General features: G+C 57.8%; 19 protein-coding genes and 1 pseudogene. 12 read left to right on the plus strand and 8 right to left on the minus strand.

Features of this window, described 5'->3' with window-relative positions; genetic code table 11:
- The first annotated feature begins 110 nt into the window (after positions 1–110).
- The 3 genes from ACQG11_RS20285 to ACQG11_RS20295 are packed head-to-tail and all read left to right on the plus strand — an operon-like array spanning position 111 to position 3,263.
- Positions 111–2,750, plus strand: coding sequence for a YdbH family protein (locus tag ACQG11_RS20285; RefSeq protein WP_426728715.1), 2,640 nt, complete (start codon positions 111–113; stop codon positions 2,748–2,750).
- Positions 2,747–2,938, plus strand: a complete 192-nt coding sequence (locus tag ACQG11_RS20290; protein ID WP_003857369.1) for a YnbE family lipoprotein — start codon at positions 2,747–2,749, stop codon at positions 2,936–2,938. Before ACQG11_RS20285 ends, ACQG11_RS20290 begins: the two co-directional genes overlap by 4 nt.
- Before the next feature lie 7 nt (positions 2,939–2,945).
- A complete protein-coding gene (locus tag ACQG11_RS20295; protein ID WP_426728716.1) occupies positions 2,946–3,263 on the plus strand; it encodes a YdbL family protein in 318 nt (105 codons plus the stop codon).
- On the opposite strand, the gene feaR is transcribed toward ACQG11_RS20295, so the two are convergent.
- Positions 3,264–4,172: a transcriptional regulator FeaR gene (feaR, locus tag ACQG11_RS20300; RefSeq protein WP_023300024.1), complete on the minus strand. Its 909-nt coding sequence runs from the start codon at positions 4,170–4,172 to the stop codon at positions 3,264–3,266.
- Between the two features lie 241 nt (positions 4,173–4,413).
- Between feaR and ACQG11_RS20305 the strand changes: the two genes are divergently transcribed.
- Together ACQG11_RS20305 and ACQG11_RS20310 are read left to right on the plus strand one after the other, a co-directional pair.
- The gene (locus ACQG11_RS20305) at positions 4,414–5,913 is read left to right on the plus strand and encodes an aldehyde dehydrogenase family protein (RefSeq protein WP_154051223.1); all 1,500 of its coding nucleotides are present in this window, start codon (positions 4,414–4,416) and stop codon (positions 5,911–5,913) included.
- A gap of 379 nt (positions 5,914–6,292) precedes the next feature.
- Positions 6,293–6,367: pseudogene (locus ACQG11_RS20310) on the plus strand (hypothetical protein); the annotation flags it as partial.
- 97 nt (positions 6,368–6,464) lie between these two features.
- Here the strand turns inward: ACQG11_RS20310 and ACQG11_RS20315 are convergent.
- The 7 genes from ACQG11_RS20315 to paaZ all read right to left on the minus strand — a co-directional run bounded on the left by ACQG11_RS20315 (position 6,465) and on the right by paaZ (position 15,724).
- On the minus strand, positions 6,465–7,571 hold the full coding sequence (locus ACQG11_RS20315; RefSeq protein WP_045309013.1) for a GGDEF domain-containing protein: 1,107 nt from the start codon (positions 7,569–7,571) through the stop codon (positions 6,465–6,467).
- Between the two features lie 52 nt (positions 7,572–7,623).
- On the minus strand, positions 7,624–9,597 hold the full coding sequence (locus ACQG11_RS20320; protein WP_048966596.1) for an alkyl/aryl-sulfatase: 1,974 nt from the start codon (positions 9,595–9,597) through the stop codon (positions 7,624–7,626).
- A 166-nt stretch (positions 9,598–9,763) separates the two neighbouring features.
- A complete protein-coding gene (tynA, locus tag ACQG11_RS20325; protein WP_367074629.1) occupies positions 9,764–12,037 on the minus strand; it encodes a primary-amine oxidase in 2,274 nt (757 codons plus the stop codon).
- A gap of 159 nt (positions 12,038–12,196) precedes the next feature.
- Entirely contained in the window at positions 12,197–12,592 is a 396-nt protein-coding gene (locus tag ACQG11_RS20330; protein WP_022648016.1) for a hypothetical protein, read from the minus strand.
- A complete protein-coding gene (locus ACQG11_RS20335; protein WP_223825170.1) occupies positions 12,570–12,863 on the minus strand; it encodes a polymorphic toxin type 44 domain-containing protein in 294 nt (97 codons plus the stop codon). Before ACQG11_RS20335 ends, ACQG11_RS20330 begins: the two co-directional genes overlap by 23 nt.
- Positions 12,864–12,976: 113 nt before the next feature.
- On the minus strand, positions 12,977–13,459 hold the full coding sequence (locus ACQG11_RS20340) for an Hcp family type VI secretion system effector (protein ID WP_022648017.1): 483 nt from the start codon (positions 13,457–13,459) through the stop codon (positions 12,977–12,979).
- 225 nt (positions 13,460–13,684) lie between these two features.
- On the minus strand, positions 13,685–15,724 hold the full coding sequence (gene paaZ / locus ACQG11_RS20345; RefSeq protein WP_163346486.1) for a phenylacetic acid degradation bifunctional protein PaaZ: 2,040 nt from the start codon (positions 15,722–15,724) through the stop codon (positions 13,685–13,687).
- Positions 15,725–16,009: 285 nt separating this feature from the next.
- On the opposite strand from paaZ, the gene paaA reads away from it, so the two are divergent.
- The 7 genes from paaA to paaG are packed head-to-tail and all read left to right on the plus strand — an operon-like array spanning position 16,010 to position 21,133.
- Positions 16,010–16,939, plus strand: coding sequence for a 1,2-phenylacetyl-CoA epoxidase subunit PaaA (gene paaA / locus ACQG11_RS20350; protein WP_155018868.1), 930 nt, complete (start codon positions 16,010–16,012; stop codon positions 16,937–16,939).
- Positions 16,940–16,951: 12 nt separating this feature from the next.
- Positions 16,952–17,239, plus strand: a complete 288-nt coding sequence (paaB, locus tag ACQG11_RS20355; protein WP_003857353.1) for a 1,2-phenylacetyl-CoA epoxidase subunit PaaB — start codon at positions 16,952–16,954, stop codon at positions 17,237–17,239.
- An 8-nt stretch (positions 17,240–17,247) separates the two neighbouring features.
- Positions 17,248–17,994, plus strand: coding sequence for a 1,2-phenylacetyl-CoA epoxidase subunit PaaC (paaC, locus tag ACQG11_RS20360; RefSeq protein ID WP_417648265.1), 747 nt, complete (start codon positions 17,248–17,250; stop codon positions 17,992–17,994).
- Positions 17,995–18,005: 11 nt separating this feature from the next.
- On the plus strand, positions 18,006–18,503 hold the full coding sequence (gene paaD, locus ACQG11_RS20365) for a 1,2-phenylacetyl-CoA epoxidase subunit PaaD (RefSeq protein WP_003857347.1): 498 nt from the start codon (positions 18,006–18,008) through the stop codon (positions 18,501–18,503).
- A 7-nt stretch (positions 18,504–18,510) separates the two neighbouring features.
- Complete coding sequence (gene paaE, locus ACQG11_RS20370) at positions 18,511–19,581, plus strand: 1,2-phenylacetyl-CoA epoxidase subunit PaaE (protein WP_426728717.1); 1,071 nt, start codon at positions 18,511–18,513, stop codon at positions 19,579–19,581.
- Entirely contained in the window at positions 19,578–20,345 is a 768-nt protein-coding gene (paaF, locus tag ACQG11_RS20375; protein WP_426728718.1) for a 2,3-dehydroadipyl-CoA hydratase PaaF, read from the plus strand. Before paaE ends, paaF begins: the two co-directional genes overlap by 4 nt.
- Entirely contained in the window at positions 20,345–21,133 is a 789-nt protein-coding gene (paaG, locus tag ACQG11_RS20380) for a 2-(1,2-epoxy-1,2-dihydrophenyl)acetyl-CoA isomerase PaaG (RefSeq protein ID WP_426728904.1), read from the plus strand. Before paaF ends, paaG begins: the two co-directional genes overlap by 1 nt.

Here is a 21,133-nt window from a genome sequence, read left to right on the forward strand (position 1 = left end):
AGAGCATCTACTCTTAAAAATGGCATTACCTTCAACTGACTGGCTAAACATGCGACAATGAGCGGCAAGAACGGCTTATTTATTTCGCAAAATCAGGATATTAACTGCCCATGAAGGGTAAATACAAAGCCGCAATCGCGCTTTTACTGCTGCTATTTCTTGTGCCGCTGACGCTGCTGATGACGCTCGCCCAGTGGGTGCCCACGCTCGCCGGGATCTGGCTTCCCGTTGGAACACGCATCGCGTTTGAAAAAAGCCCACGGCTCACGCGCCACGCCCTGATCATCCCCGATCTCCGTTATCTGGTAGAAGAGTGCGAAATTGCCCGCATGGAAAACGTGACCCTGTCACACCCCAGCCGCTGGGATCTGGATATTGGCGCACTTGAACTTAACTCTGTCTGCCTGAGCAAATTACCGCAATCGGCGCCGTCTACGGTGGCGCCGAAAACGCTGGCGCAGTGGCAGACCATCCTGCCCAACACCTGGCTGACCATCCACCGTTTTACCCTTTCTCCCTGGCAGCAGTGGGAGGGTGAGCTGCATGCCTCACTCACGCCAGCCCGCCAGGACATCACCTATAAAGGCGAGCAGGTGAGCATTAAGGGGCAGTTGCGCGGCCAGACGCTCTCCATCAGCCAGTTCGATGTGCAGCTTCCGGACCAGTCGCAGCCCGTGAAGCTGGTCGGTGAATTTACCCTGCCGCTGGTGCCGGACGGCGTACCGGTGAAAGGGCATACGGTCGCGACCTTTAACGTGCCACAGTTATCCTCGCTGGTCGATGCCGATCTGGACTGGGAGGATAATCAGGGCCAGCTGGTGGTTATGGCGCGGGACAACCCCGATCCGCTGCTCGATTTACCGTGGCAGATCACCGCTCAGCAGTTGACCATCAGCGACGGGCGCTGGAACTGGTCAGCCTCCGGTATGCCGATGAGCGGTCGCATCGGCCTGAAGGTGGATAACTGGCAGCAGGGGCTGGAAAAAGCCACCTTCACGGGGCGGCTCAACGTGCTGACCCAGGGGGACGCGGGTAAGGGCAACGCGGTGCTGAATATCGGTCCCGGCTCGCTCAGTATAGAAAACAGCGCTATGCCGCTGCACCTGAGCGGGGAAGCCAAGCAAAACGATCTGATCCTGTATGCCAGACTCCCGGCGAAGCTGACCGGCAGCCTTTACGATCCGCAGCTTACGTTTGAACCCGGCGCACTATTGCGCTCGCGCGGACGCATCATTGACTCGCTGGATATCGATGAGATCCGCTGGCCGCTGGCGGGCGTGAAGCTCACGCAAAAGGGCGTGGACGGCCGCCTGCAAGCCATTCTGCGGGCGCATGAAAACGAGATGGGCAATTTTGAGCTGCATCTGGACGGCCAGGCTAACGACTTTTTACCGGACAACGGTTTGTGGCAGTGGCGCTACTGGGGTAAAGGGAACTTCACGCCGATGAACGCGCGCTGGGATGTCCGGGGAACCGGGGAGTGGCGCGACAACGTTATCGAACTGACCGATCTTTCCACGGGGTTCGACAAATTGCAGTACGGCACGATGCTGGTCAGCAAACCGCGCCTGGTGCTGGATCACCCGGTGCGCTGGTCGCGGGACCCGGATAACCCCACCTTTAGCGGCGCGCTCGCGCTCAATGCCGGGCAAACAAGCTTTTCAGGCGGAAGCGTGCTGCCGCCGTCCGTTTTGACCTTCAGCGTTGACGGGACAGACCCGACGGTGTTCCAGTTTAAAGGGAACCTTCATGCGGATGACATCGGCCCGGTCCAGGTGAATGGACGCTGGGACGGCGAACGCCTCCGCGGTCAGGCCTGGTGGCCAAAACAGTCTCTTACAGTGTTCCAGCCGCTGATCCCGCCAGACTGGAAAATGACCCTGCGCGGCGGCGAAATGTACGCGCAGGTGGCTTTCTCGGCGGCCCCCGACCAGGGGTTTGAGGCCGGGGGGCACGGGGTGCTGAAAGCGGGCAGCGCGTGGATGCCGGATAACGAAATCAACGGCGTTGATTTTGTTCTGCCGTTCCGCTTAAGCCAGGGCACCTGGTCACTGGGCACGCGCGGACCGGTAACGTTACGAATTGACGAGGTGAAAAACCTGGTCACAGCCCGAAATATCACCGCGGATCTCCAGGGCGATTATCCCTGGACCGAAGCGAACCCGCTCCTGCTCACCAACGTGAAGGTGGAAGCGCTCGGCGGGAAAATCACCATGCAGCAGTTGAGAATGCCGCAGCACGATCCGGCTTTACTGCGCGTGGATAATATTTCCTCCAGCGAACTGATAAGCGCGGTAAATCCGAAGCAGTTTGCCATGTCCGGCCCGGTGAGCGGCGCGCTGCCGTTCTGGCTGGACAATGAGAAATGGATCATTAAAGATGGCTGGCTGACCAACCCGGGGCCGATGACGCTGCGCATCGACCAGGACACGGCGGATGCCATTGTGAAAGACAACGTGGTTGCCGGGGCGGCGATCAACTGGCTCCGCTATATGGAAATTTCGCAGTCGTGGACAAAACTCAATGTGGATAATCTGGGTGTGTTAACCATGCAGGCGGCCATTAAAGGCACCAGCCGCGTCGAGGGCAAAAGCAGCTTCGTTAACCTGAATTACACCCATGAAGAGAACATTTTTACCCTCTGGCGCAGCCTGCGCTTTGGGGACAATCTGCAAACATGGTTTGAGCAACATGCGGCGATACCCCTTCTCCGCGGTTCGACAGGCAAGGAAAGTGAGGAACAACAATGAAAAAGAGGGCTGGTGTACTCACCGTGGCCGTCGTCGCGCTGCTGTCAGGCTGCACGCCGCGCATTGAAGTGGCGGCGCCCAAAGAGCCGATCACCATCAACATGAACGTGAAAATCGAGCATGAAATCCATATCAAGGTGGATAAAGACGTCGAAGCCCTGCTGAAATCCCGCAGCGATCTGTTCTGAGGATGCCATGAAACAATTAGCTCTGATGTTACTGGCGCTGGGGATGAACGTTCACGCCGCCACGCTTACGCTCAACGATGCGCGCACCCAGGGGCGCGTAGGGGAAACCCTGAGCGGCTATCTTGCGCCCGTTCAGCACGACGCTGAAACCCTGGCGCTGGTGAACCGTATCAACGCCGCACGCACGGAAAGTTACCAGCAGCTTGCTGACAGCAATAATTTGCCCGTCGACGAGGTGGCGAAAATGGCGGGGCAAAAGCTGGTGGCCCGCGCGCAGCCGGGTGAGTACGTGAAGGGGATTAACGGCAAGTGGCTGAAAAAGTAACTAGCGGTAACGCTTACGGTATTCGCCCGGCGAAACCCCGAAACGCTGCTTAAAGGCGGTGGAAAAATGGCTATGGTCGGTAAAGCCCCAGCTGTAGCCAATGCCCGCCAGCTTTTCGTCATCGCCGATGGAACGCAGCGCCTGAGCGCATAAATCGAGGCGACGGTTCTTAATATACTGCGCTACCACCAGCCCTTTCCCGGCAAACATGCGGTACAAGCTACGCACGGACATGCCGCTCTCTGAGGCTATCCACTCCGGTCTTAACGCCTCCGACTGAATATGATCGTCAATCAGGGACAGAACGTGGCGGAACTGACGCTCCTTGCGCGGCAGCACCTCGTCATGCTGCTGGAAGGCCGGACGCAGCAGACACACCATCGCCTCCAGCGCCGCTTCGCTTTCACTGGCGCTGAGATCGGCATTGCCCATGCTCTCCTGTAACAGTCGGTAGCTCAGCTGTACGGTAGGCAGACTGCGGGAGAGGGGCAACGCGCACCTCACTTCCTGAAAACGCGCGTGTTGCTCAATGATTTGTCGCGGGAGCAGCAGCGAAATCTGGCGGGAACGCTCCTGCCAGTAAATTGAGCACGGGCGGGAGGCGTCAATCAGCGTGATATCCCCGGCTTTCAGCAGCGCGCGCTGGTCGTCCTGTTCGATTCCGGCGCTGCCTTCCAGCTGAAAGACGGTGTAGAACCAGGCATCGTTGCCGTTTTTGATCTCCTGACGGGTGCGAAACAGGTTAACGCCTGCGGCGGTCACCGTGCTCAGCTTCAGACTTTGGGTGTAGCTGGTTTCCAGTTCGCCGAGAAACGCCCCCTCTAACGGACGTGCCGCAAAGCGCCCACAAACCTGGTTAATTTGCGCCAGCCACTGCTGAAAATTGTCCTGTTCGCTTGCACATGCCATTGATGTTCTCGCTGCACCGTCACTGTTTTCGCATTGTTGCATTTATGTTGCATATTGTCAGGGCTACGAGGCTGACTATAGGAAAGAACACTCAACGGTTACAGCGATATAAGCGGGAATTATCACGATTTGCGGAGCCTGTCACAGCTGGCAAAGCGAATGTCACACAGACAAAAGCAGGAATGCGAATCCCCTCTTAGACTGCATACACACCCTGCGAAGCATAACGAAGGAGTATCCTATGTCCGAATCACACGTCGCCGTCCTGCCTGGCGTGCAGCAGTTTTTAGATCGCCAGCACGGCCTGTGGATCGAAGGGCGTCAGGCGGCATCCGATAGCGAAAAGCGTCTGAACGTCTACAACCCGGCGACCGGAGAGGTCATTGCCTCCACCGCCGATGCCAGCGTTGATGATGTCGATCGTGCGGTGATGTCTGGCTGGCGCGCCTTTGTCGCCCGAAGCTGGGCCGGGCGGCTTCCGGCAGAGCGGGAACGCATCCTGCTGCGGTTTGCGGATCTGGTGGAACAGCATGGCGAAGAGCTGGCACAGCTCGAAACCCTGGAGCAGGGGAAATCGATTAACATTTCCCGCGCCTTCGAGGTGGGCTGCACCCTGAACTGGATGCGCTACACGGCAGGGCTGACCACCAAAATTGCCGGTAAAACCCTCGATCTCTCGATTCCACTGCCGCAGGGCGCGCGTTATCAGGCGTGGACGCGTAAAGAGCCGGTTGGGGTCGTGGCGGGGATTGTGCCATGGAACTTCCCGCTGATGATTGGCATGTGGAAAGTGATGCCCGCGCTGGCGGCAGGTTGCTCCATCGTGATCAAACCCTCGGAAACCACGCCGCTCACCCTGTTACGGGTGGCGGAACTGGCGAGCGAGGCGGGGATCCCGGATGGCGTTTTCAACGTGGTGACCGGCAGTGGCGCCGTCTGTGGCGCGGCACTGACCTCGCACCCGCGCATTGCCAAAGTGAGCTTTACCGGATCGACGGCGACGGGCAAGCAGATTGCCCGCGCGGCGGCGGATAAGCTAACGGGCGTGACGCTGGAACTGGGCGGCAAAAACCCGGCCATCGTGCTGAAAGATGCCGATCCGGCGTGGGTGATTGAAGGGCTGATGACCGGCAGCTTCCTGAATCAGGGGCAGGTCTGCGCGGCCAGTTCACGTATATATATTGAAGCTCCGCTGTTCGACACGCTGGTCAGCGGCTTTGAACAGGCCGTGAAATCCCTGAGCGTCGGGCCGGGCATGTCGCCGGACGCGTTTATCAACCCGCTGGTGTCGCGCGCCCACTGCGATAAGGTCCAGGCGTTTCTGGATGAGGCGAAGGCGCACAATGCGGAGCTGATCGCCGGGAACCGGGGGCCAGACGGCAAAGGCTATTACGTTTCGCCAACGCTGGTGGTCAACCCGGATAATCATCTGCGACTGACGCGTGAAGAGGTCTTCGGGCCGGTGGTGAATCTGGTCCGTGTAGCTGACGGGGAAGAGGCGCTTCAGCTGGCGAACGACACTGAATACGGCTTAACGGCCAGCGTCTGGACGCAGAACATCAGTAAAGCGCTGGAGTACACCGACAGACTACAGGCCGGAACCGTGTGGGTGAACAGCCACACGCTGATAGACGCCAACCTGCCGTTCGGCGGCATGAAGCAGTCTGGCACCGGGCGCGATTTCGGCCCCGACTGGCTGGACGGCTGGTGTGAAACCAAGTCGGTGTGTGTGCGGTATTAAAAAAACGCCGGGTGGCGGCTACGCCTTACCCGGCCTACGGGATCGAGGAAAAAGGTTGGTTTTGTAGGCAGGGTAAGCGCAGCGCCACCCGGCGTAACTTACAGCGACCACCGATTCCGCCCGGCCTCCTTCGCCCTGTACAGCGCCGCATCGGCGCGGGCGATGATTTCCGCCCCGACTGGCTGGACGGCTGGTGTGAAACCAAGTCGGTGTGTGTGCGGTATTAAAAAAACGCCGGGTGGCGGCTACGCCTTACCCGGCCTACGGGATCGAGGAAAAAAGTTGGTTTTGTAGGCCGGGTAAGCGCAGCGCCACCCGGCGTAACTTACAGCGACCACCGATTCCGCCCGGCCTCCTTCGCCCTGTACAGCGCCGCATCGGCGCGGGCAATGATTTCCGCCCCGACTGGCTGGACGGCTGGTGCGAAACTAAGTCGGTGTGTGTGCGGTATTAAAAAAACGCCGGGTGGCGGCTACGCCTTACCCGGCCTACGGGAGCAAGGAAAAGGTTGGTTTTGTAGGCCGGGTAAGCGCAGCGCCACCCGGCGTAACTTACAGCGACCACCTATCCCGCCCGGACTCCTTCGCCCGATACAACGCCGCATCGGCGCGGGCGATGATTTCCGGGCCGGCCAGTCCTGGGGTATAGCCGGCAATGCCCATACTCACCGTCACACATTCACTCACCTTCGACGCGCTGTGCGCAATGGCTGCGGTGCGCAGGCCAGCCTGGATCCGCGCGGCGACTTTCTCAGCAACGCTTTCTTCACAGTCAAAGAGGATCACGACGAACTCCTCACCACCGTAGCGCGAAACCACATCCTCTGGCGTGCGCACCGAGGTGTTCAGCACCTCCGCGACCCGCGCGAGACACGCGTCCCCCGCCTGGTGACCATAGGTGTCGTTATACAGTTTGAAGTAGTCGACATCCAGCATCAGGACCGTGAAGCGTTTGCCTTGCTCCACCGCGTTTTCCAGCACCAGCTCCATCGCCCTGCGGTTGGCCGTTTTCGTCAGCGGATCCTGATGGGCCAGCGCATCCAGCCGCGAAATTAAACGCTGATTCTGCTGGTTGCGACGCCAGGCCTCTTCAAACCAGCTTAAGAGGATGTAGCGTCCGCAAACGAGAATGAACGTGAACACCACCCACAGCCCGGCAAAGCGAAGGTTCATCTCCTGATTCAGCAGCATGCTGGCAACGGGCATGGTGATCCACAGCGGCGCGATAAAGCACACCAGTCCCACCGGATGAAAATAGAGCGCGGTCATACCGGCCATCAGCAGGGTAACAAATATCGGCCAGGGATGAGGAAGCTGTATCACGTTGATAAACCAGTAACAACTTATCGACCATAGCAGGCTACACATTAACAGCACGGCGCTGACGCCGCGGATGTGGCGCCAGGCCATTATTACCAACGCCACGGAAAGGATGACTACCCCCAGCATGGAAGCGTCAATCATCTGTGTGAGAGGTGGGCTGACGTGTAAGAGGGTATCAATTTGGCCGAACAGGGAATTGCGCAGCAGGATCATTAGCGCAAAGCTCGCGTTGACGAAGGCGAGCCACGGCAGGTTCATGGCCAGCCCGTGGACAACCATGGCGTTACGGGTCGGCCAGGTCGCGGGCTCCGGAGTGGCGTTGTGTCTTTTTTCCATGAGAGAGAATGTCCCTGTGGCGGGCGGAAAGACCGCCCGCGAGTGCATGCCTTTACGGGGTCACAATGTTAAACCAGAATTCAAATTTATCCATGTAACCGAGCATGGCATCGAGTTTTGCGGCATCGCCCGTCACTTTGATATCGCCATTATCCTGAGCCTGTTTAAGCGTCACTTCTTTCAGGATGATTTTATTCAGCGTATCGCGGTTGAGGGTCACGGTCGCGTCAGCATCCTTCGCTTCGGCGTTCGCCGTGTGGTTCAGCACGCCATTTTCCAGCTCCAGCTTATATTTGCCGCCGTCGCTGCCGAGGTCGATGTTAAACACCGATTTTGCATCCGCTGCTTTTTCACCGTTGATATGCACCGCCAGATAGTCAAAGAACATTTCTGGCGTCATTGCGCGCACGGTATCCGGGCTGGCGGTATTCGGGGTCGGACCTTTCACCACGCCGTTACGCAACTCCTGCGCGCCGGTCAGGTAGAAGTTACGCCATGGGCCGGATTCAGCCTGATAACCCAACTGCTCCAGGGCATCCGCTTCAAGGTTACGTGCGGCCTGGTTGTTTGGATCGGCGAACACCACTTTGCTGACCACCTGAGCCACCCAGCGATAGTTGCCCTGGTCAAAATCGGTTTTAGCTTTACTCAGGATGGCATCCGCGCCTCCCATATACTCCACAAATTTCTTCGCAGCTTCTTCAGGCGGCAGTTCATCCAGGGTCGCGGGGTTGCCGTCAAACCAGCCTAAATAGAGCACGTAGGTGGCTTTGACGTCATGGCTGACTGAACCGTAATAGCCTCGGTTGGCCCAGGTATTGGCCAGGGAGTTCGGCAGCTTGAAGTTGGCGGCGATCTCGTCACGCGTCAGCCCTTCATTCGCCATGCGCAGGGTCTGGTCGTTGATGTAGCGGTAGAGGTCGCGCTGGCTTTTCAGCAGGTTAACCACATTCTCGTTGCCCCAGGTCGGCCAGTGGTGCTGCGCCATGATAACTTCGGCCTTATCACCCCAGCGTACAATTGCCTGGTTGATGTATTTCGACCATGGCAGCGGTTCACGAATTTTCGCACCGCGCAGGGAGTAGGTGTTGTGAAGGGTATGGGTGACATCTTCCGCAGACTCGATCAGCTTTTTCTCTTCGATATACCAGAGCATCTCAGAAGGCGCTTCGGAGCCCGGCGCGAGCATAAAATCATAGGTCAGGCCATCGATCACCTCTTTCTGACCATCTTTCTCGATGATATTGGTCGGGGCAATCAGGGTCACCGTCCCGGCGGAGGTGGTGGTGCCGAGACCCGCACCCACCTGGCCTTTCGCATCCGGCTTCAGCAGGTTGCCGTACATATAGCTGGCGCGGCGGCTCATGACGTTGCCCGCCATGATATTTTCCGCGACGGCGGCCTCCATAAATCCGGCTGGCGCGTAGACTTTAACCTTGCCGGACTTCACGTCGGCTTCGTCCACCACGCCGCGCACGCCGCCATAGTGGTCAACGTGGCTGTGGGTGTAAATAACAGCGACGACAGGTTTCTTGCCGCGATTTTTATAGTAAAGATCCATCCCGACTTTGGCCGTCTCCGCCGACACCAGCGGGTCGACCACGGTAATGCCTTCTTTACCTTCAATAATGGTCATGTTTGACAGGTCGAGGTTACGGATCTGGTACACGCCCTCGGTGACTTCAAACAGGCCGCTGATGTTAATCAGCTGGGACTGACGCCATAAGCTCGGGTTAACCGAATCGGGCGCTTTATCGCCTTCCTTGATAAAGGCGTACTGCTGTGGATCCCAGACGGTGTTGCCTTGCTCCCCTTTGATAATTTCCTGAGGTAGCGGGGCGATAAACCCTTTGTGGGCATTGGTAAAATCGGTGTTATCGGAGAAAGGAAGCTGGTTGAAGAGTGCGTTGTTGGCCTGCTGAGTTGCTGCGGTTGCATCCTTAGGGGCTTCTGCGGCCCAGGCTGAACTGGCGGAAATGAAAAAACCGGCCAGCGCAAGGCTTCTTGCTATCTCATTGACTTTCATCCTAAAACCTCTCGGTTATGTATAGCGTTGTTCATGGACACTTCGATATCTACAAAATGTTTCAGATGTTGCAAAAGCATTAAGCGAAGTAACATTAACTATAATCGGGGAGTGGTATTCAGCAAGAAAGCGAATGAAAAACCGGGCATCGTGCCCGGTCAACGTGTTATTTCTGCTCTTTTTTCTTACCGAGCGTTGGCGTCTCGTCAAAGAAGTTCCACGGCTTGAGTAACGTGTGCACCCATTCCGTCGGCATTATCGGCCACTCCTCGGCGCGGGCGACATGGGTGGTGCCGGTGGTCATCCAGATGACGTTATCCTGGTCGTTCAGCGACTCGTTATCTTTGCTGTACTGGCCGAGGCCCGTATCATGCGTGGAACGGTTCGGGTATTTTCCCTCCGGGTACATCTCGTCGGGATGGTAACGCGTCACCCACAGCTGTTTATCCATAAAGCTCAGGCGGTGATAAATCCACTCGTCCGGGGCAAACCTCGCGCCCGTCGCCACCGGGTGTGTGCCCCCCGCGTAAGGGATGATCTGATACGAGACCGGGTTGCCCATGCGGTTCTCTTTGCTGGTGTTGCTCAACAGGCGGATGGTGCCCGGATCAAACTTCTGCGCCGCCTGCTGTTCGGTATCAATATCATACTGATTAACCTGCATGGTGCTGGTGCGCGGTCCGCCAGCGGTGTTCGGTTTGACGTCCGGATCCATGGCCACCAGCTTGTTGTTGATGCCGTCCACGTCCATATCCAGACGGAAGTTGTAGATGTGCTGGTGGGTGGTGCCGACAATATTATGGTCGATCAGCGTACCGTATCGGGTGTCATCCTTCGCGGTGGCATCATGCATGGTTTTCGTCTGCACGCCTTTCACCGCTTCAATGCCCGTGGCCCCTGCATCAATGCCGATGGTGCCGTTTTCGTGGAATACCCAGTCGAAGATATAATCGTAGTTACCCACGGTGCTGACCCAGCGCACCACCAGCTCGCGGCGCTCGGTGCTGACGTTGGGTTTACCTAACTCCTGATGCTTATACTCCGGCCCGGCGTAACGCTCGAAAATGGCGATCGCCCGGGGGATCTCCATTGGCGCACCGGTATAGTCCGGGATGGTTTCGTTGAGCATCACGGCGTTAGACGGAACATCCTTGCCGCGCACCAGCGGGGAGGTCAGGGTACCCATGCCGTAATCACCGGAGTCCAGGTAGGCCTTAAAGTACCAGCCGATATCCGGGTCGCCGTACGGCACAATCATGCCCCCGAGCGATCCCTGATACATCACCTGTCGCTTTTTGCCGTTGTCGTTATAGGTCACGGTGGAGATCATCGGGCCGACGCGCGAGTCCAGGCTCAGATGAAAATCCCAGTTCTGCCAGTGCACCATATCCCCGGTAATGGTGTAGTTCTTGCCTTCCGGCTCGATAATCTCCAGCGGTTTTTTCACCGTTTCAACGCGGTCACGGCCATCATAAGGACGCGGGGTGAGCGGCACCGGCACGACCGGGCCCTCCTCAATCTTCTGGATTTTCTTCTGCTCGAGATCCACCACCGCAACCAGGTTTTCGATCGGGTGCGCCCAGTAGTTACCGTCGCCCACGTCGAGATAGCTGATCACTTTCAGCAGGCGGTCTTCCTGTTTCAGCCCATCCTTGCCGTCAAAAAAGCCGACGGTAAGCGGGGTGGTGATCACTTTCTTCGGATCGGTAATGCCGCGCTTTTTCAGCACGGCGGCAAACTCCGGGCTTTCATTGATGATCTGCTGCACGGTATTGAAGTCATCCAGCAGCACCATGCCGTGCGCGTCTTTGATCGGCTCCCAGCGGAGGATCTTTTTGTCCTTCAGATCCACCCGGCTTTCGATGATGTGTTTACCATCAAGCATGATGATATTGGCCTGGCGGGGTGCATCCACCGCCGTGCCGTTAAGCACAAAGTCCCAGACTTTGGCCTTTTCTGGCTCCGCCAGCGCAATCTGGGTAAAGCGGGTATTGGGTTTAAAATCCGCAGAGGCTTTCACAATGGCTACGGCCTGGTTGATTTCATCAGCGGTCAGCGCGTTTAACGGATGGGGGCGTTTTTCAACCTGGAATGTCTGATCAAGACCGGACTGAAAGACATCGTTGATAAAAGTCTCCGGGATATAGGCCTTATTGTTCTTCATCACCACGGGCACCTGGAGCGTCAGCGGTTTGCCATTAACGATGGCGGTGTTGGCGCCGGGTTTGACCTTCACAAAGGCACCGTCTTTAACGATGGTGAACATCTGGGCGTAATCATCCCACTGCACGTCCGCGCCAAACGCCTGAAGCGTTTTGTCCATCGGGACCATATGCGCCTCGCTGCCGTGAGCGTAAACAGGGGATTGCCAGGCGCAACAGAGCGCAACGGCCATGGCCAGTGCCGTTCTACGGGCAAAAAAAGAAGAATTGCTTCCCATCGCAGACCTCATCTTGTTGTGTTTATTGTGTTGTGTCAGCCTTATCCTGACAGGCGCGCACGAAAAGCGTTTGCCTGCATCTGCCAGGTTGTTTGTCAGTCTTGCCAGGTTAAAAAAAGACCGGGGGTGCATCACACCCCGTGAAAGTGAAAGTGTGCTTCAGTAAGGTGAACTGTCGAGATGAATGCAGACATCGAAACCTACCGTCGTGAACGAATAAACCGTACCGCGAACGCGAAGATAAATGTCTCCATTTTTAATTGCCACTGAAGCTTTATCATCATCGGTGATCATGACGGGATTGATATTCTTAATGTTAGACATGAATTCTTCCGGACTTTTTTTCGCATCAAAGAGATAAATATGAGACCTGTTTTTAGACAGTGAGCCCGTCTCAACCTGGGTGATGTAAAGAGTTAAACGATCGTTAACCTTGATTTTTTCCTGCAAATTTTCATACACGGTAAAAAGATCGCGGAAAGGGTATGCAATGAATATGAGAAAACTAAAGATAATAATTCCAGCTCGCCAGTTAAAAACCCGAACGTCGCGCATAATCTATTCCTGCCCTTATCCATAACTGATCGACTGGATCATCACCGTAATTATTATTGTTCTGGAATTTTGCAAATTCGGCAGGATCGCTTGTCCCGGCAAGAATCTGTGCAGTGCCTGCCCCCCGGAGCAGAATTCCCTCAGGAATGCCTGCTGCCGCACCAACGGCACCGTAATGAAAATTGCCAAAATTGGCATACTCTGCACGGCCTTGTTTATAATCCCAGGGACCATGGTTTCTGACCATTTGATAAAACCATATGTAGGTCATTAATGAGGGGCCACCATGAAATCGCGCTATTATCATGTGGCTAACGACGTCCACGCCAGGTGGTGCAAAGGATGCAATATTATAGGGTGTTGAATAGGAAGGAGTTCGCATATTTAACGCTCAGCCCAACAGTCTGCAAACTGTATATTACCATCGCAATATGTCCATGTTATTTTATCATAGCGTAGTTCCACGACTTCAAGATGATTATGTTTTTCTTTCGTCGGGTCTTTAATGTCATGCATCAATGGCGTAACGGAAACGACGCGAATATTATCGAGACGCATATTGTAATATTCTACTTCCTGTCCGGCGTCATTAATGCGATACCACCTGAACTCGGCCGTTTTAAGGGTTTGGCCAGTCGCAACCGCTTTCATCAGGTAAGGGGAGGAGGAATCGATTTCTTTTTGAAATACGACTGGGGCATGGTTACGTTTACTGGTAATTTTCCCGGTCAATGGATCGGTTGGGAGGCGAAGATTGTGTGTAAAGCCAGTGACTTCAATGCTTCCCTCACGGTAACAAACATCCACCGAGCCTGTAATTTTTGTACCACCATCGTCAGTCAAGAAAAGGTAAACAGGAATTGCCATAGTCTGTTAATCATCCATGTAATTTAACGCGGGAATATTCCCGGCGATAAATAATAACTATGCTAACTATACGGTCAATTTGCTTAGTGTTTCCGGTTGTAACTTATCCAAACCAGGCAGACTGGATGGTTCGATTAATCAAAGCCAACCAGTCCCTGTATTACCTTCCGTTTATTTTGATGCGCTCAAACACTCCAGGCAGCAAGGTTAATGCCATTGCTTTGATTAAAAGTCACCCTGCTGGCGCACCACCAGCGTCAGGATGGAGTAAAGCGCCACGGCCTGCTGATGCTGGTTGAAGATCTCCACCGCCCATTCCACCACGCCCGTCGGTTTTTCCTCGGCAGTGCGCTGTTTCTTCAGCGTTTTACGTTTACAGGTCAGGCGCACCTGAATGGTATCGCCCGGCTTGACCGGCTCGATAAAGCGCAGGTTTTCCATGCCGTAGTTGGCAATGACCGGCCCAACCCCGGCATCGACAAACAGCCCCGCCGCGGCGGAAATCAGGAAATAACCGTGTACCACGCGCTCGCCAAAAATCGACTCCGCCGCGCCAATTTTGTCCATATGGGCATAGAAATGATCCCCGCTCAGGCAGGCAAAATTCACGATATCCGCTTCCGTCAGGGTACGACGCGGGGTCAGCAGGCTGTCGCCCGGCTGTAACTCCTCGAAGTATTTACGGAACGGATGAACGCGATCTTCCAGCACCTCCGCGCCACGGACCCACTGTTTGCCGATGGCGGCGAGCATGGACGGGCTGCCCTGAATGGCCGTGCGCTGGAGATAGTGCTTCACCGCACGCAGGCCGCCCAGCTCCTCGCCGCCGCCCGCACGTCCCGGGCCGCCGTGCACCAGCTGCGGCAGCGGTGAACCGTGGCCGGTGGATTCTTTCGAGGATTCCTGGTTGAGGATCTGAATGCGTCCGTGGGCGCGCGCGGCACCGGCAATAAATTGCCGCGCCACGTTTGAATCTGCCGTGACCAGCGTTCCCGCCAGGCTGCCGCCGCCCGCCCGCGCCAGCTGCATGGCGTGTTCACTGTTGCGGCAGGGCATCAGGGTGGCGACGGGGCCAAAGGCTTCGGTGGCGTGAACGGCCGGAGTTTCGTCCGGCTGCGGGCAGAACAGCAGGGTGGGCGGGAAGAATGCGCCAGCCGCCTGCATATCGGCTTTACCACCCAGACGGATCTGGCAGCCCGAGGCAAGCAGATGATCGACTTTTTCCTGCACGTCAGCACGTTGCTCACTGTTGACGAGAGCCCCCATCTTGACCCCTTCCTGGGCCGGATCGCCGACGACCACGTTCTCCAGCCGCGCAATCAGCGCTTGGCTGACGGCTTCAACCTGCGCTTCCGGCACGATGATGCGGCGGATGGCGGTACATTTTTGCCCGGCTTTGGCGGTCATCTCGCGCACCACTTCGCGAATAAACAGCGCAAACTCCGGCTGCTCCGGCGTTACGTCTTCACCGAGCACGCAGCAGTTAAGGGAGTCCGCTTCCATGGTAAACGGAATGGAATGCGCGACGATATTCGGATGTACGCGCAGGCTCTGCCCGGTGCTGGCCGACCCGGTAAACGTCACCACGTCCTGGCTGTCGAGCTGGTTCAGCAGATCGCCCGCGCCACCACAGATCAGGCTGATGGCGCCGTCCGGCACCAGTCCGCTCTCGACGATCGCTTTCACCATTGCCTGAGTCACCTGCGCGGTGGCGGTGGCGGGCTTGATGATGGCGGGCATCCCGGCAAGCCAGGTGGGTGCGAGCTTTTCCAGCATCCCCCAGCACGGGAAGTTGAACGCGTTGATATGCACCGCCACGCCGGATTTCGACGTTAACACGTGACGTGCCGCAAAGCCGCCTTCCTTCGACAGCGGGATCAGCTCATCCTCCGGCCACAGGGTATCGTCCGGCAGCTCACGGCTGCCGAGGCTTGCGTAGGTGAAGAGGGTGCCGATACCGCCTTCAATATCTACCCAGCTGTCGGCCTTCGTCGCGCCGGTCTGGGCTGACAGGGCATAAAACCGATCCTTCTGGCTCAGAAGATGTTTGGCCACCGCCTTCAGCATGGCGGCGCGCTCGATAAAGCTCATTGCGCGGAGCGCTTCTCCGCCGTGTTCAATGGCGTAACGGCGCGCGGCCGCCATATCCAGCCCTTCGCTGGTGACTTCAAATAGCGTTTCCCCGCTGATGGCGTGGGTGATGGTGCGCTCGCGGCCCCGGCCTGATTGCCAGGTGCCGGACAAGAAGCTGGCTAACTGCTGCATTTCTTCTCTCCAGGTGTTTCGTGATTTCACTATAAATAGTTTGATCGCGAATCATAAAAATCAAGCTGAGTTTTAATGAATTGTTAACGTTGTGATCTCTATTGCTTAGCCTGACCACCCGAAAGCCTTGTATCATCGGCCTTTAACGAAAAGGCTTGCGAGCGTCGTCACAAAATAAACAAACGCTTCTTGGGGTTATATTTAACCTTTGTGTAACTTTTAAGAAACCAAATGATTCACCATTTTGCTGTTTGTGGTGATTTAACGAATCACAAAGGTGGTTATGTGACGCAAGAACAACGCTTTGAGCAACGCATCGCACAGGAGACGGCCATCGAGCCGCAGGACTGGATGCCGGATGCCTATCGCAAGACGCTGATCCGCCAGATTGGACAGCACGCCCACTCTGAGATTGTCGGCATGCTGCCGGAAGGAAACTGGATCACCCGCGCGCCGACGCTGCGCCGGAAAGCCATTCTGCTGGCGAAGGTTCAGGACGAAGCCGGACACGGCCTGTACCTCTACAGCGCGGCGGAAACGCTGGGCTGCGCCCGGGAGGACATCTATCAAAAGATGCTCGACGGCAAGATGAAATACTCCTCCATCTTCAACTATCCGACCCTGAGCTGGGCCGATATCGGCGTCATTGGCTGGCTGGTGGACGGGGCGGCCATTGTGAACCAGGTGGCGCTGTGCCGTACGTCTTACGGCCCGTACGCCCGGGCGATGGTGAAAATCTGTAAAGAAGAGAGCTTCCACCAGCGTCAGGGTTTTGAGGCCTGTATGGCGCTGGCGCAGGGCAGCGAAGCACAGCGGCAGATGTTGCAGGACGCCATCAACCGTTTCTGGTGGCCCGCGCTGATGATGTTCGGACCCAACGACGACAACTCCCCAAACAGCGCCCGCAGTCTCGCCTGGAAGATCAAACGCTTTGGCAACGATGAGCTTCGCCAGCGCTTCGTGGACAACACGGTGCCTCAGGTGGAGATGCTTGGCATGACCGTGCCGGATCCCGACCTGCGTTTCGATGAAGAGAGCGGCCACTACCGCTTCGGCGAAATCGACTGGCACGAATTTGACGAGGTGATCAACGGGCGCGGGATATGCAACCACGAACGTCTGGCCGCAAAACGTAAAGCCTGGGACGACGGCGCATGGGTGCGTGAAGCCGCTCTGGCCCACGCGGAAAAACAACGCGCCCGCCTGGCCGCATAAGAGGAATCAACCATGAGCAATGTTTACTGGCCGTTATACGAAGTTTTTGTCCGTTCGAAGCAGGGGCTGTCGCACCGCCATGTGGGCAGCCTTCACGCTGCCGACGACCGCATGGCGCTGGAAAACGCGCGCGATGCCTATACCCGCCGCAGCGAAGGCTGTTCCATCTGGGTGGTGAAGGCGAGTGAAATCGTCGCCTCCCAGCCGGAAGAGAGCGGGGAGTTTTTCGATCCGGCGGAAAGCAAGGTCTACCGCCATCCGACGTTTTACACCATCCCTGATGGCATTGAGCATATGTGAGGTTGGGGATGAACAACGTATCTGCTTATGCCCTGCGTCTGGGTGACAACGGTCTGGTGCTCTCACAGCGTCTGGGCGCCTGGTGCGGCCATGCGCCGGAGCTGGAAATTGACCTGGCGCTCGCCAATATCGGCCTTGATCTGCTCGGGCAGGCGCGCAATTTCCTGACCTACGCCGCTGAACGGGAGGGTAAGGGCGATGAAGATACCCTGGCCTATGGCCGCGATGAGCGTCAGTTCCGCAATTTGCTGCTGGTGGAACAGCCAAACGGCAGCTTCGCCGACACCATTGCCCGTCAGTATCTGATGGATGCGTGGAACGTAGCGCTGTACGAACGGTTGATCCACAGCAGCGACAGTCAGCTTGCCGCCATCGCGGCAAAAGCCATTAAAGAGGCGCGCTATCACCTGCGTTTTAGCCGCGGCTGGCTGGTGCGGCTGGGGGACGGGACAGAAACCTCCTCACAGAAAATGCAGGAGGCGGTGGATAGCCTGTGGCGCTTTACGGCTGAATTGTTTGACGCCGACGACGTCGAGCTGGCGCTGGTTGACACCGACGTGGCGGTTGATCCGCGCGCCCTGCGGGAACCGTGGGAGCGCGAAGTGTTTGCCGGGCTGGCGGAAGCTACCCTCCGCGTGCCCGAGGAAGTGGCGTATCGCACGGGCGGCAAGAAGGGGCTACATACTGAACACCTCGGACCGATGCTGGCTGAGATGCAGTATCTCCAGCGCGTTTACCCCGACCAGCAGTGGTAAAGGAGAACGCTATGCAACGCCTCGTCGACATTGCGCCTGCCCAAATCCCGCAGATTTGGGCGCTGTTAAGCCAGATCCCCGACCCGGAAGTGCCGGTGCTGACCATCACCGACTTAGGCATGGTGCGCAGCGTGAAGGCGCAGGGGGAAGGCTGGGTTATAGGCTTCACGCCAACCTATTCGGGCTGTCCGGCAACGGAGCATCTGCTGGGGGCGATCCGCGAAACTCTGACCGGGAACGGCTTTTCCCCGGTACATATTGTGCTGCAACTGGAGCCCGCCTGGACCACCGACTGGATGACCGACGATGCCCGCAGGCGCCTGCGGGAATATGGCATCAGCCCGCCTGTCGGCCATAGCTGCCATGCCCACGTTCCCGCGGAGGTGAGCTGCCCGCGCTGTGCGAGCACCGATACCTCGCTCATCAGTGAATTTGGTTCCACGGCCTGCAAAGCGCTCTACCGCTGCAATACCTGCCGTGAGCCCTTCGACTATTTCAAATGTATTTGAGGCTGCCATGACAACGTTTCATTCATTAACAGTGGCAAAAGTGGAACCCGAAACCCGCGACGCGGTGACCATTACCTTCGCGGTGCCGCAGGCGTTACAGGAGGCGTACCGCTTCCGTCCCGGTCAGCATTTGACCCTGAAAGCCAGTCCTGGCGGGGATGAACTGCGCCGCTGCTACTCCATCTGCCGGAGCACCGCGTGCGGTGAGATCAGCGTGGCGGTCAAAGCCATCGAGGGCGGACGTTTTTCCCGCTATGCCCGGGACGAGATCAAACCTGGCATGGCGCTGGAGGTGATGATTCCCCAGGGGCATTTTGGCTACCAGCCGCAGGCCGAACGCGAAGGCCACTATCTGGCGATTGCCGCCGGGTCCGGGATCACCCCGATGCTGGCGATTATGTCCGCTACGCTGGCCACTGAAGCCCACAGCCACTTCACCCTGATTTACGGTAACCGCAGCAGCCAGAGCATGATGTTCCGCCGGGCGCTGGCGGACCTGAAAGATAAATACCCGCAGCGTTTGCAGCTGATCTCTATCTTCAGCCAGGAGACGCTCGACAGCGATCTGCTCAATGGCCGTATTGACGGGGAAAAGCTCCATGCGCTGGCAAAAACGCTGGTGAATTTCCGCCAGTACGATGAAGCCTTCATCTGCGGCCCGTCGGCGATGATGGACGAGGCTGAGGCGGCGCTGAAAGCGCTGGGTATGCCGGAAAAAGCGATCCATCTTGAACGCTTTAACACGCCGGGAACCCCCGTTAAACGGACAGTCAGCGTGCAGGCCGACGGGCAGAAGGTCACCGTCCGTCAGGACGGGCGCGACAGGGAGATCACCCTGACGGCGGACGACGAGAGCATTCTTGACGCGGCCCTGCGTCAGGGGGCGGATCTGCCTTACGCCTGCAAGGGCGGCGTGTGCGCCACCTGCAAATGCAAAGTGCTTCGCGGGAAGGTGGACATGGCGACCAACTACAGTCTGGAGCCGGACGAGCTGGCCGCAGGCTATGTGCTGAGCTGTCAGGCGCTGCCGTTAACCGCTGACGTTATCGTCGATTTTGATGCGAAGGGGATGGCATGAGCGAACTGATTGTCACCCGTTATGGCCGCGTGTTGCAGCTGACGCTTAACCGTCCGGCGGCGCGCAACGCGCTCAACAATGCGCTGCTCACGCAAATCGCGGAGCAGCTTGAAGCCGCCGCCGCGGATGCGGAGATCGCCGTCTGTGTGATTTACGGCAACGAACGCTGCTTTGCTGCCGGGGCCGATCTCAACGAAATGGCGGAGAAAGACCTGCCCGCCACACTGAACGATATCCGCCCGCAGCTGTGGGCGCGGATAAACGCCTTCACCAAACCGCTGATTGCCGCCGTGAACGGCTACGTGCTGGGGGCAGGCTGTGAGCTGGCGCTGCTCTGCGACGTGGTGATTGCCGGTGATAACGCCCGCTTTGGCCTGCCGGAAATCACCCTCGGGATCATGCCGGGCGCAGGCGGCACACAGCGGCTAATCCGTAGCGTGGGCAAATCGCTGGCCAGCAAAATGGTGCTGACGGGCGAAAGCATCACGGCGGTTCAGGCGCACAGCGCCGGGCTGGTCAGTGACGTTTACCCGGCCTCGCTGACGCTGGAGTATGCCCTGAAGCAGGCGGGGCTGATGGCGCGCCACTCGCCGCTGGCGTTACAGGCGGCGAAGCAGGCGCTTCGCCAGTCGCAGGAAGTGCCGCTTCAGGCCGGGCTGGCGCAGGAGCGTCAGCTGTTTGCGCTACTCGCGGCCACCGACGATCGCCGGGAAGGCATCAACGCCTTTTTACAGAAACGCACCCCAGACTTTAAAGGACGCTAATTGTGGAATTTATTCTGAGCCATGTTGAGCAGGGCGTAATGACCATTACGCTGAACCGCCCGGAGCGCCTGAACAGCTTTAACGACGTCATGCACCAGCAGCTTTCCGAATGCCTGAAGCAGGCCGAGCGCGATGACGCCATCCGCTGCCTGCTGATCACCGGGGCAGGACGCGGTTTCTGCGCCGGGCAGGATCTCAACGACCGTAACGTGGACCCGAACGGCCCTGCGCCGGATCTGGGCATGTCCGTTGAGACTTTTTACAACCCGCTGGTGCGCCGCCTGGCAAAACTGCCGAAGCCGGTGATTTGCGCGGTTAACGGCGTGGCGGCGGGGGCAGGTGCCACGCTGGCCGTCGGCTGTGACATGGTGATTGCGGCCCGTTCAGCCAGCTTTGTGATGGCCTTCAGCAAGCTCGGGCTGGTACCGGACTGCGGCGGAACCTGGCTGCTGCCGCGCGTGACCGGACGCGCCCGCGCCATGGGGCTGGCATTGCTGGGTGACAAGCTCAGCGCCGAGCAGGCACAGGCCTGGGGAATGATCTGGCAGGTGGTGGACGACGAGCAGCTCTCCGCCACCGCACAGCAGATGGCGCTGCATTTTGCCTCGCAGCCGACCTTTGGCCTGGGCTTGATCAAGCAGGCGATCAACGCCGCCGAAACCAACACCCTCGACGCCCAGCTTGATCTGGAGCGCGACTATCAACGTCTGGCTGGACGCAGCGACGACTACCGGGAAGGCGTCAGCGCGTTCCTGGCAAAACGCGCGCCGAACTTTACGGGGAAATAA

The sequence above is a fragment of the Enterobacter cloacae complex sp. 372C4 genome (assembly GCF_050030615.1).
In the GTDB taxonomy this organism is placed as follows: domain Bacteria; phylum Pseudomonadota; class Gammaproteobacteria; order Enterobacterales; family Enterobacteriaceae; genus Enterobacter; species Enterobacter intestinihominis.

Coding starts and splice junctions, on each gene's coding strand:
- ACQG11_RS20285 (WP_426728715.1), top strand. CDS start 111: ATGAAGGGTAAATACAAAGCCGCAATCGCGCTTTTACTGCTGCTATTT.
- ACQG11_RS20290 (WP_003857369.1), top strand. CDS start 2,747: ATGAAAAAGAGGGCTGGTGTACTCACCGTGGCCGTCGTCGCGCTGCTG.
- ACQG11_RS20295 (WP_426728716.1), top strand. CDS start 2,946: ATGAAACAATTAGCTCTGATGTTACTGGCGCTGGGGATGAACGTTCAC.
- feaR (WP_023300024.1), bottom strand. CDS start 4,172: ATGGCATGTGCAAGCGAACAGGACAATTTTCAGCAGTGGCTGGCGCAA.
- ACQG11_RS20305 (WP_154051223.1), top strand. CDS start 4,414: ATGTCCGAATCACACGTCGCCGTCCTGCCTGGCGTGCAGCAGTTTTTA.
- ACQG11_RS20315 (WP_045309013.1), bottom strand. CDS start 7,571: ATGGAAAAAAGACACAACGCCACTCCGGAGCCCGCGACCTGGCCGACC.
- ACQG11_RS20320 (WP_048966596.1), bottom strand. CDS start 9,597: ATGAAAGTCAATGAGATAGCAAGAAGCCTTGCGCTGGCCGGTTTTTTC.
- tynA (WP_367074629.1), bottom strand. CDS start 12,037: ATGGGAAGCAATTCTTCTTTTTTTGCCCGTAGAACGGCACTGGCCATG.
- ACQG11_RS20330 (WP_022648016.1), bottom strand. CDS start 12,592: ATGCGCGACGTTCGGGTTTTTAACTGGCGAGCTGGAATTATTATCTTT.
- ACQG11_RS20335 (WP_223825170.1), bottom strand. CDS start 12,863: ATGACCTACATATGGTTTTATCAAATGGTCAGAAACCATGGTCCCTGG.
- ACQG11_RS20340 (WP_022648017.1), bottom strand. CDS start 13,459: ATGGCAATTCCTGTTTACCTTTTCTTGACTGACGATGGTGGTACAAAA.
- paaZ (WP_163346486.1), bottom strand. CDS start 15,724: ATGCAGCAGTTAGCCAGCTTCTTGTCCGGCACCTGGCAATCAGGCCGG.
- paaB (WP_003857353.1), top strand. CDS start 16,952: ATGAGCAATGTTTACTGGCCGTTATACGAAGTTTTTGTCCGTTCGAAG.
- paaC (WP_417648265.1), top strand. CDS start 17,248: ATGAACAACGTATCTGCTTATGCCCTGCGTCTGGGTGACAACGGTCTG.
- paaD (WP_003857347.1), top strand. CDS start 18,006: ATGCAACGCCTCGTCGACATTGCGCCTGCCCAAATCCCGCAGATTTGG.
- paaE (WP_426728717.1), top strand. CDS start 18,511: ATGACAACGTTTCATTCATTAACAGTGGCAAAAGTGGAACCCGAAACC.
- paaF (WP_426728718.1), top strand. CDS start 19,578: ATGAGCGAACTGATTGTCACCCGTTATGGCCGCGTGTTGCAGCTGACG.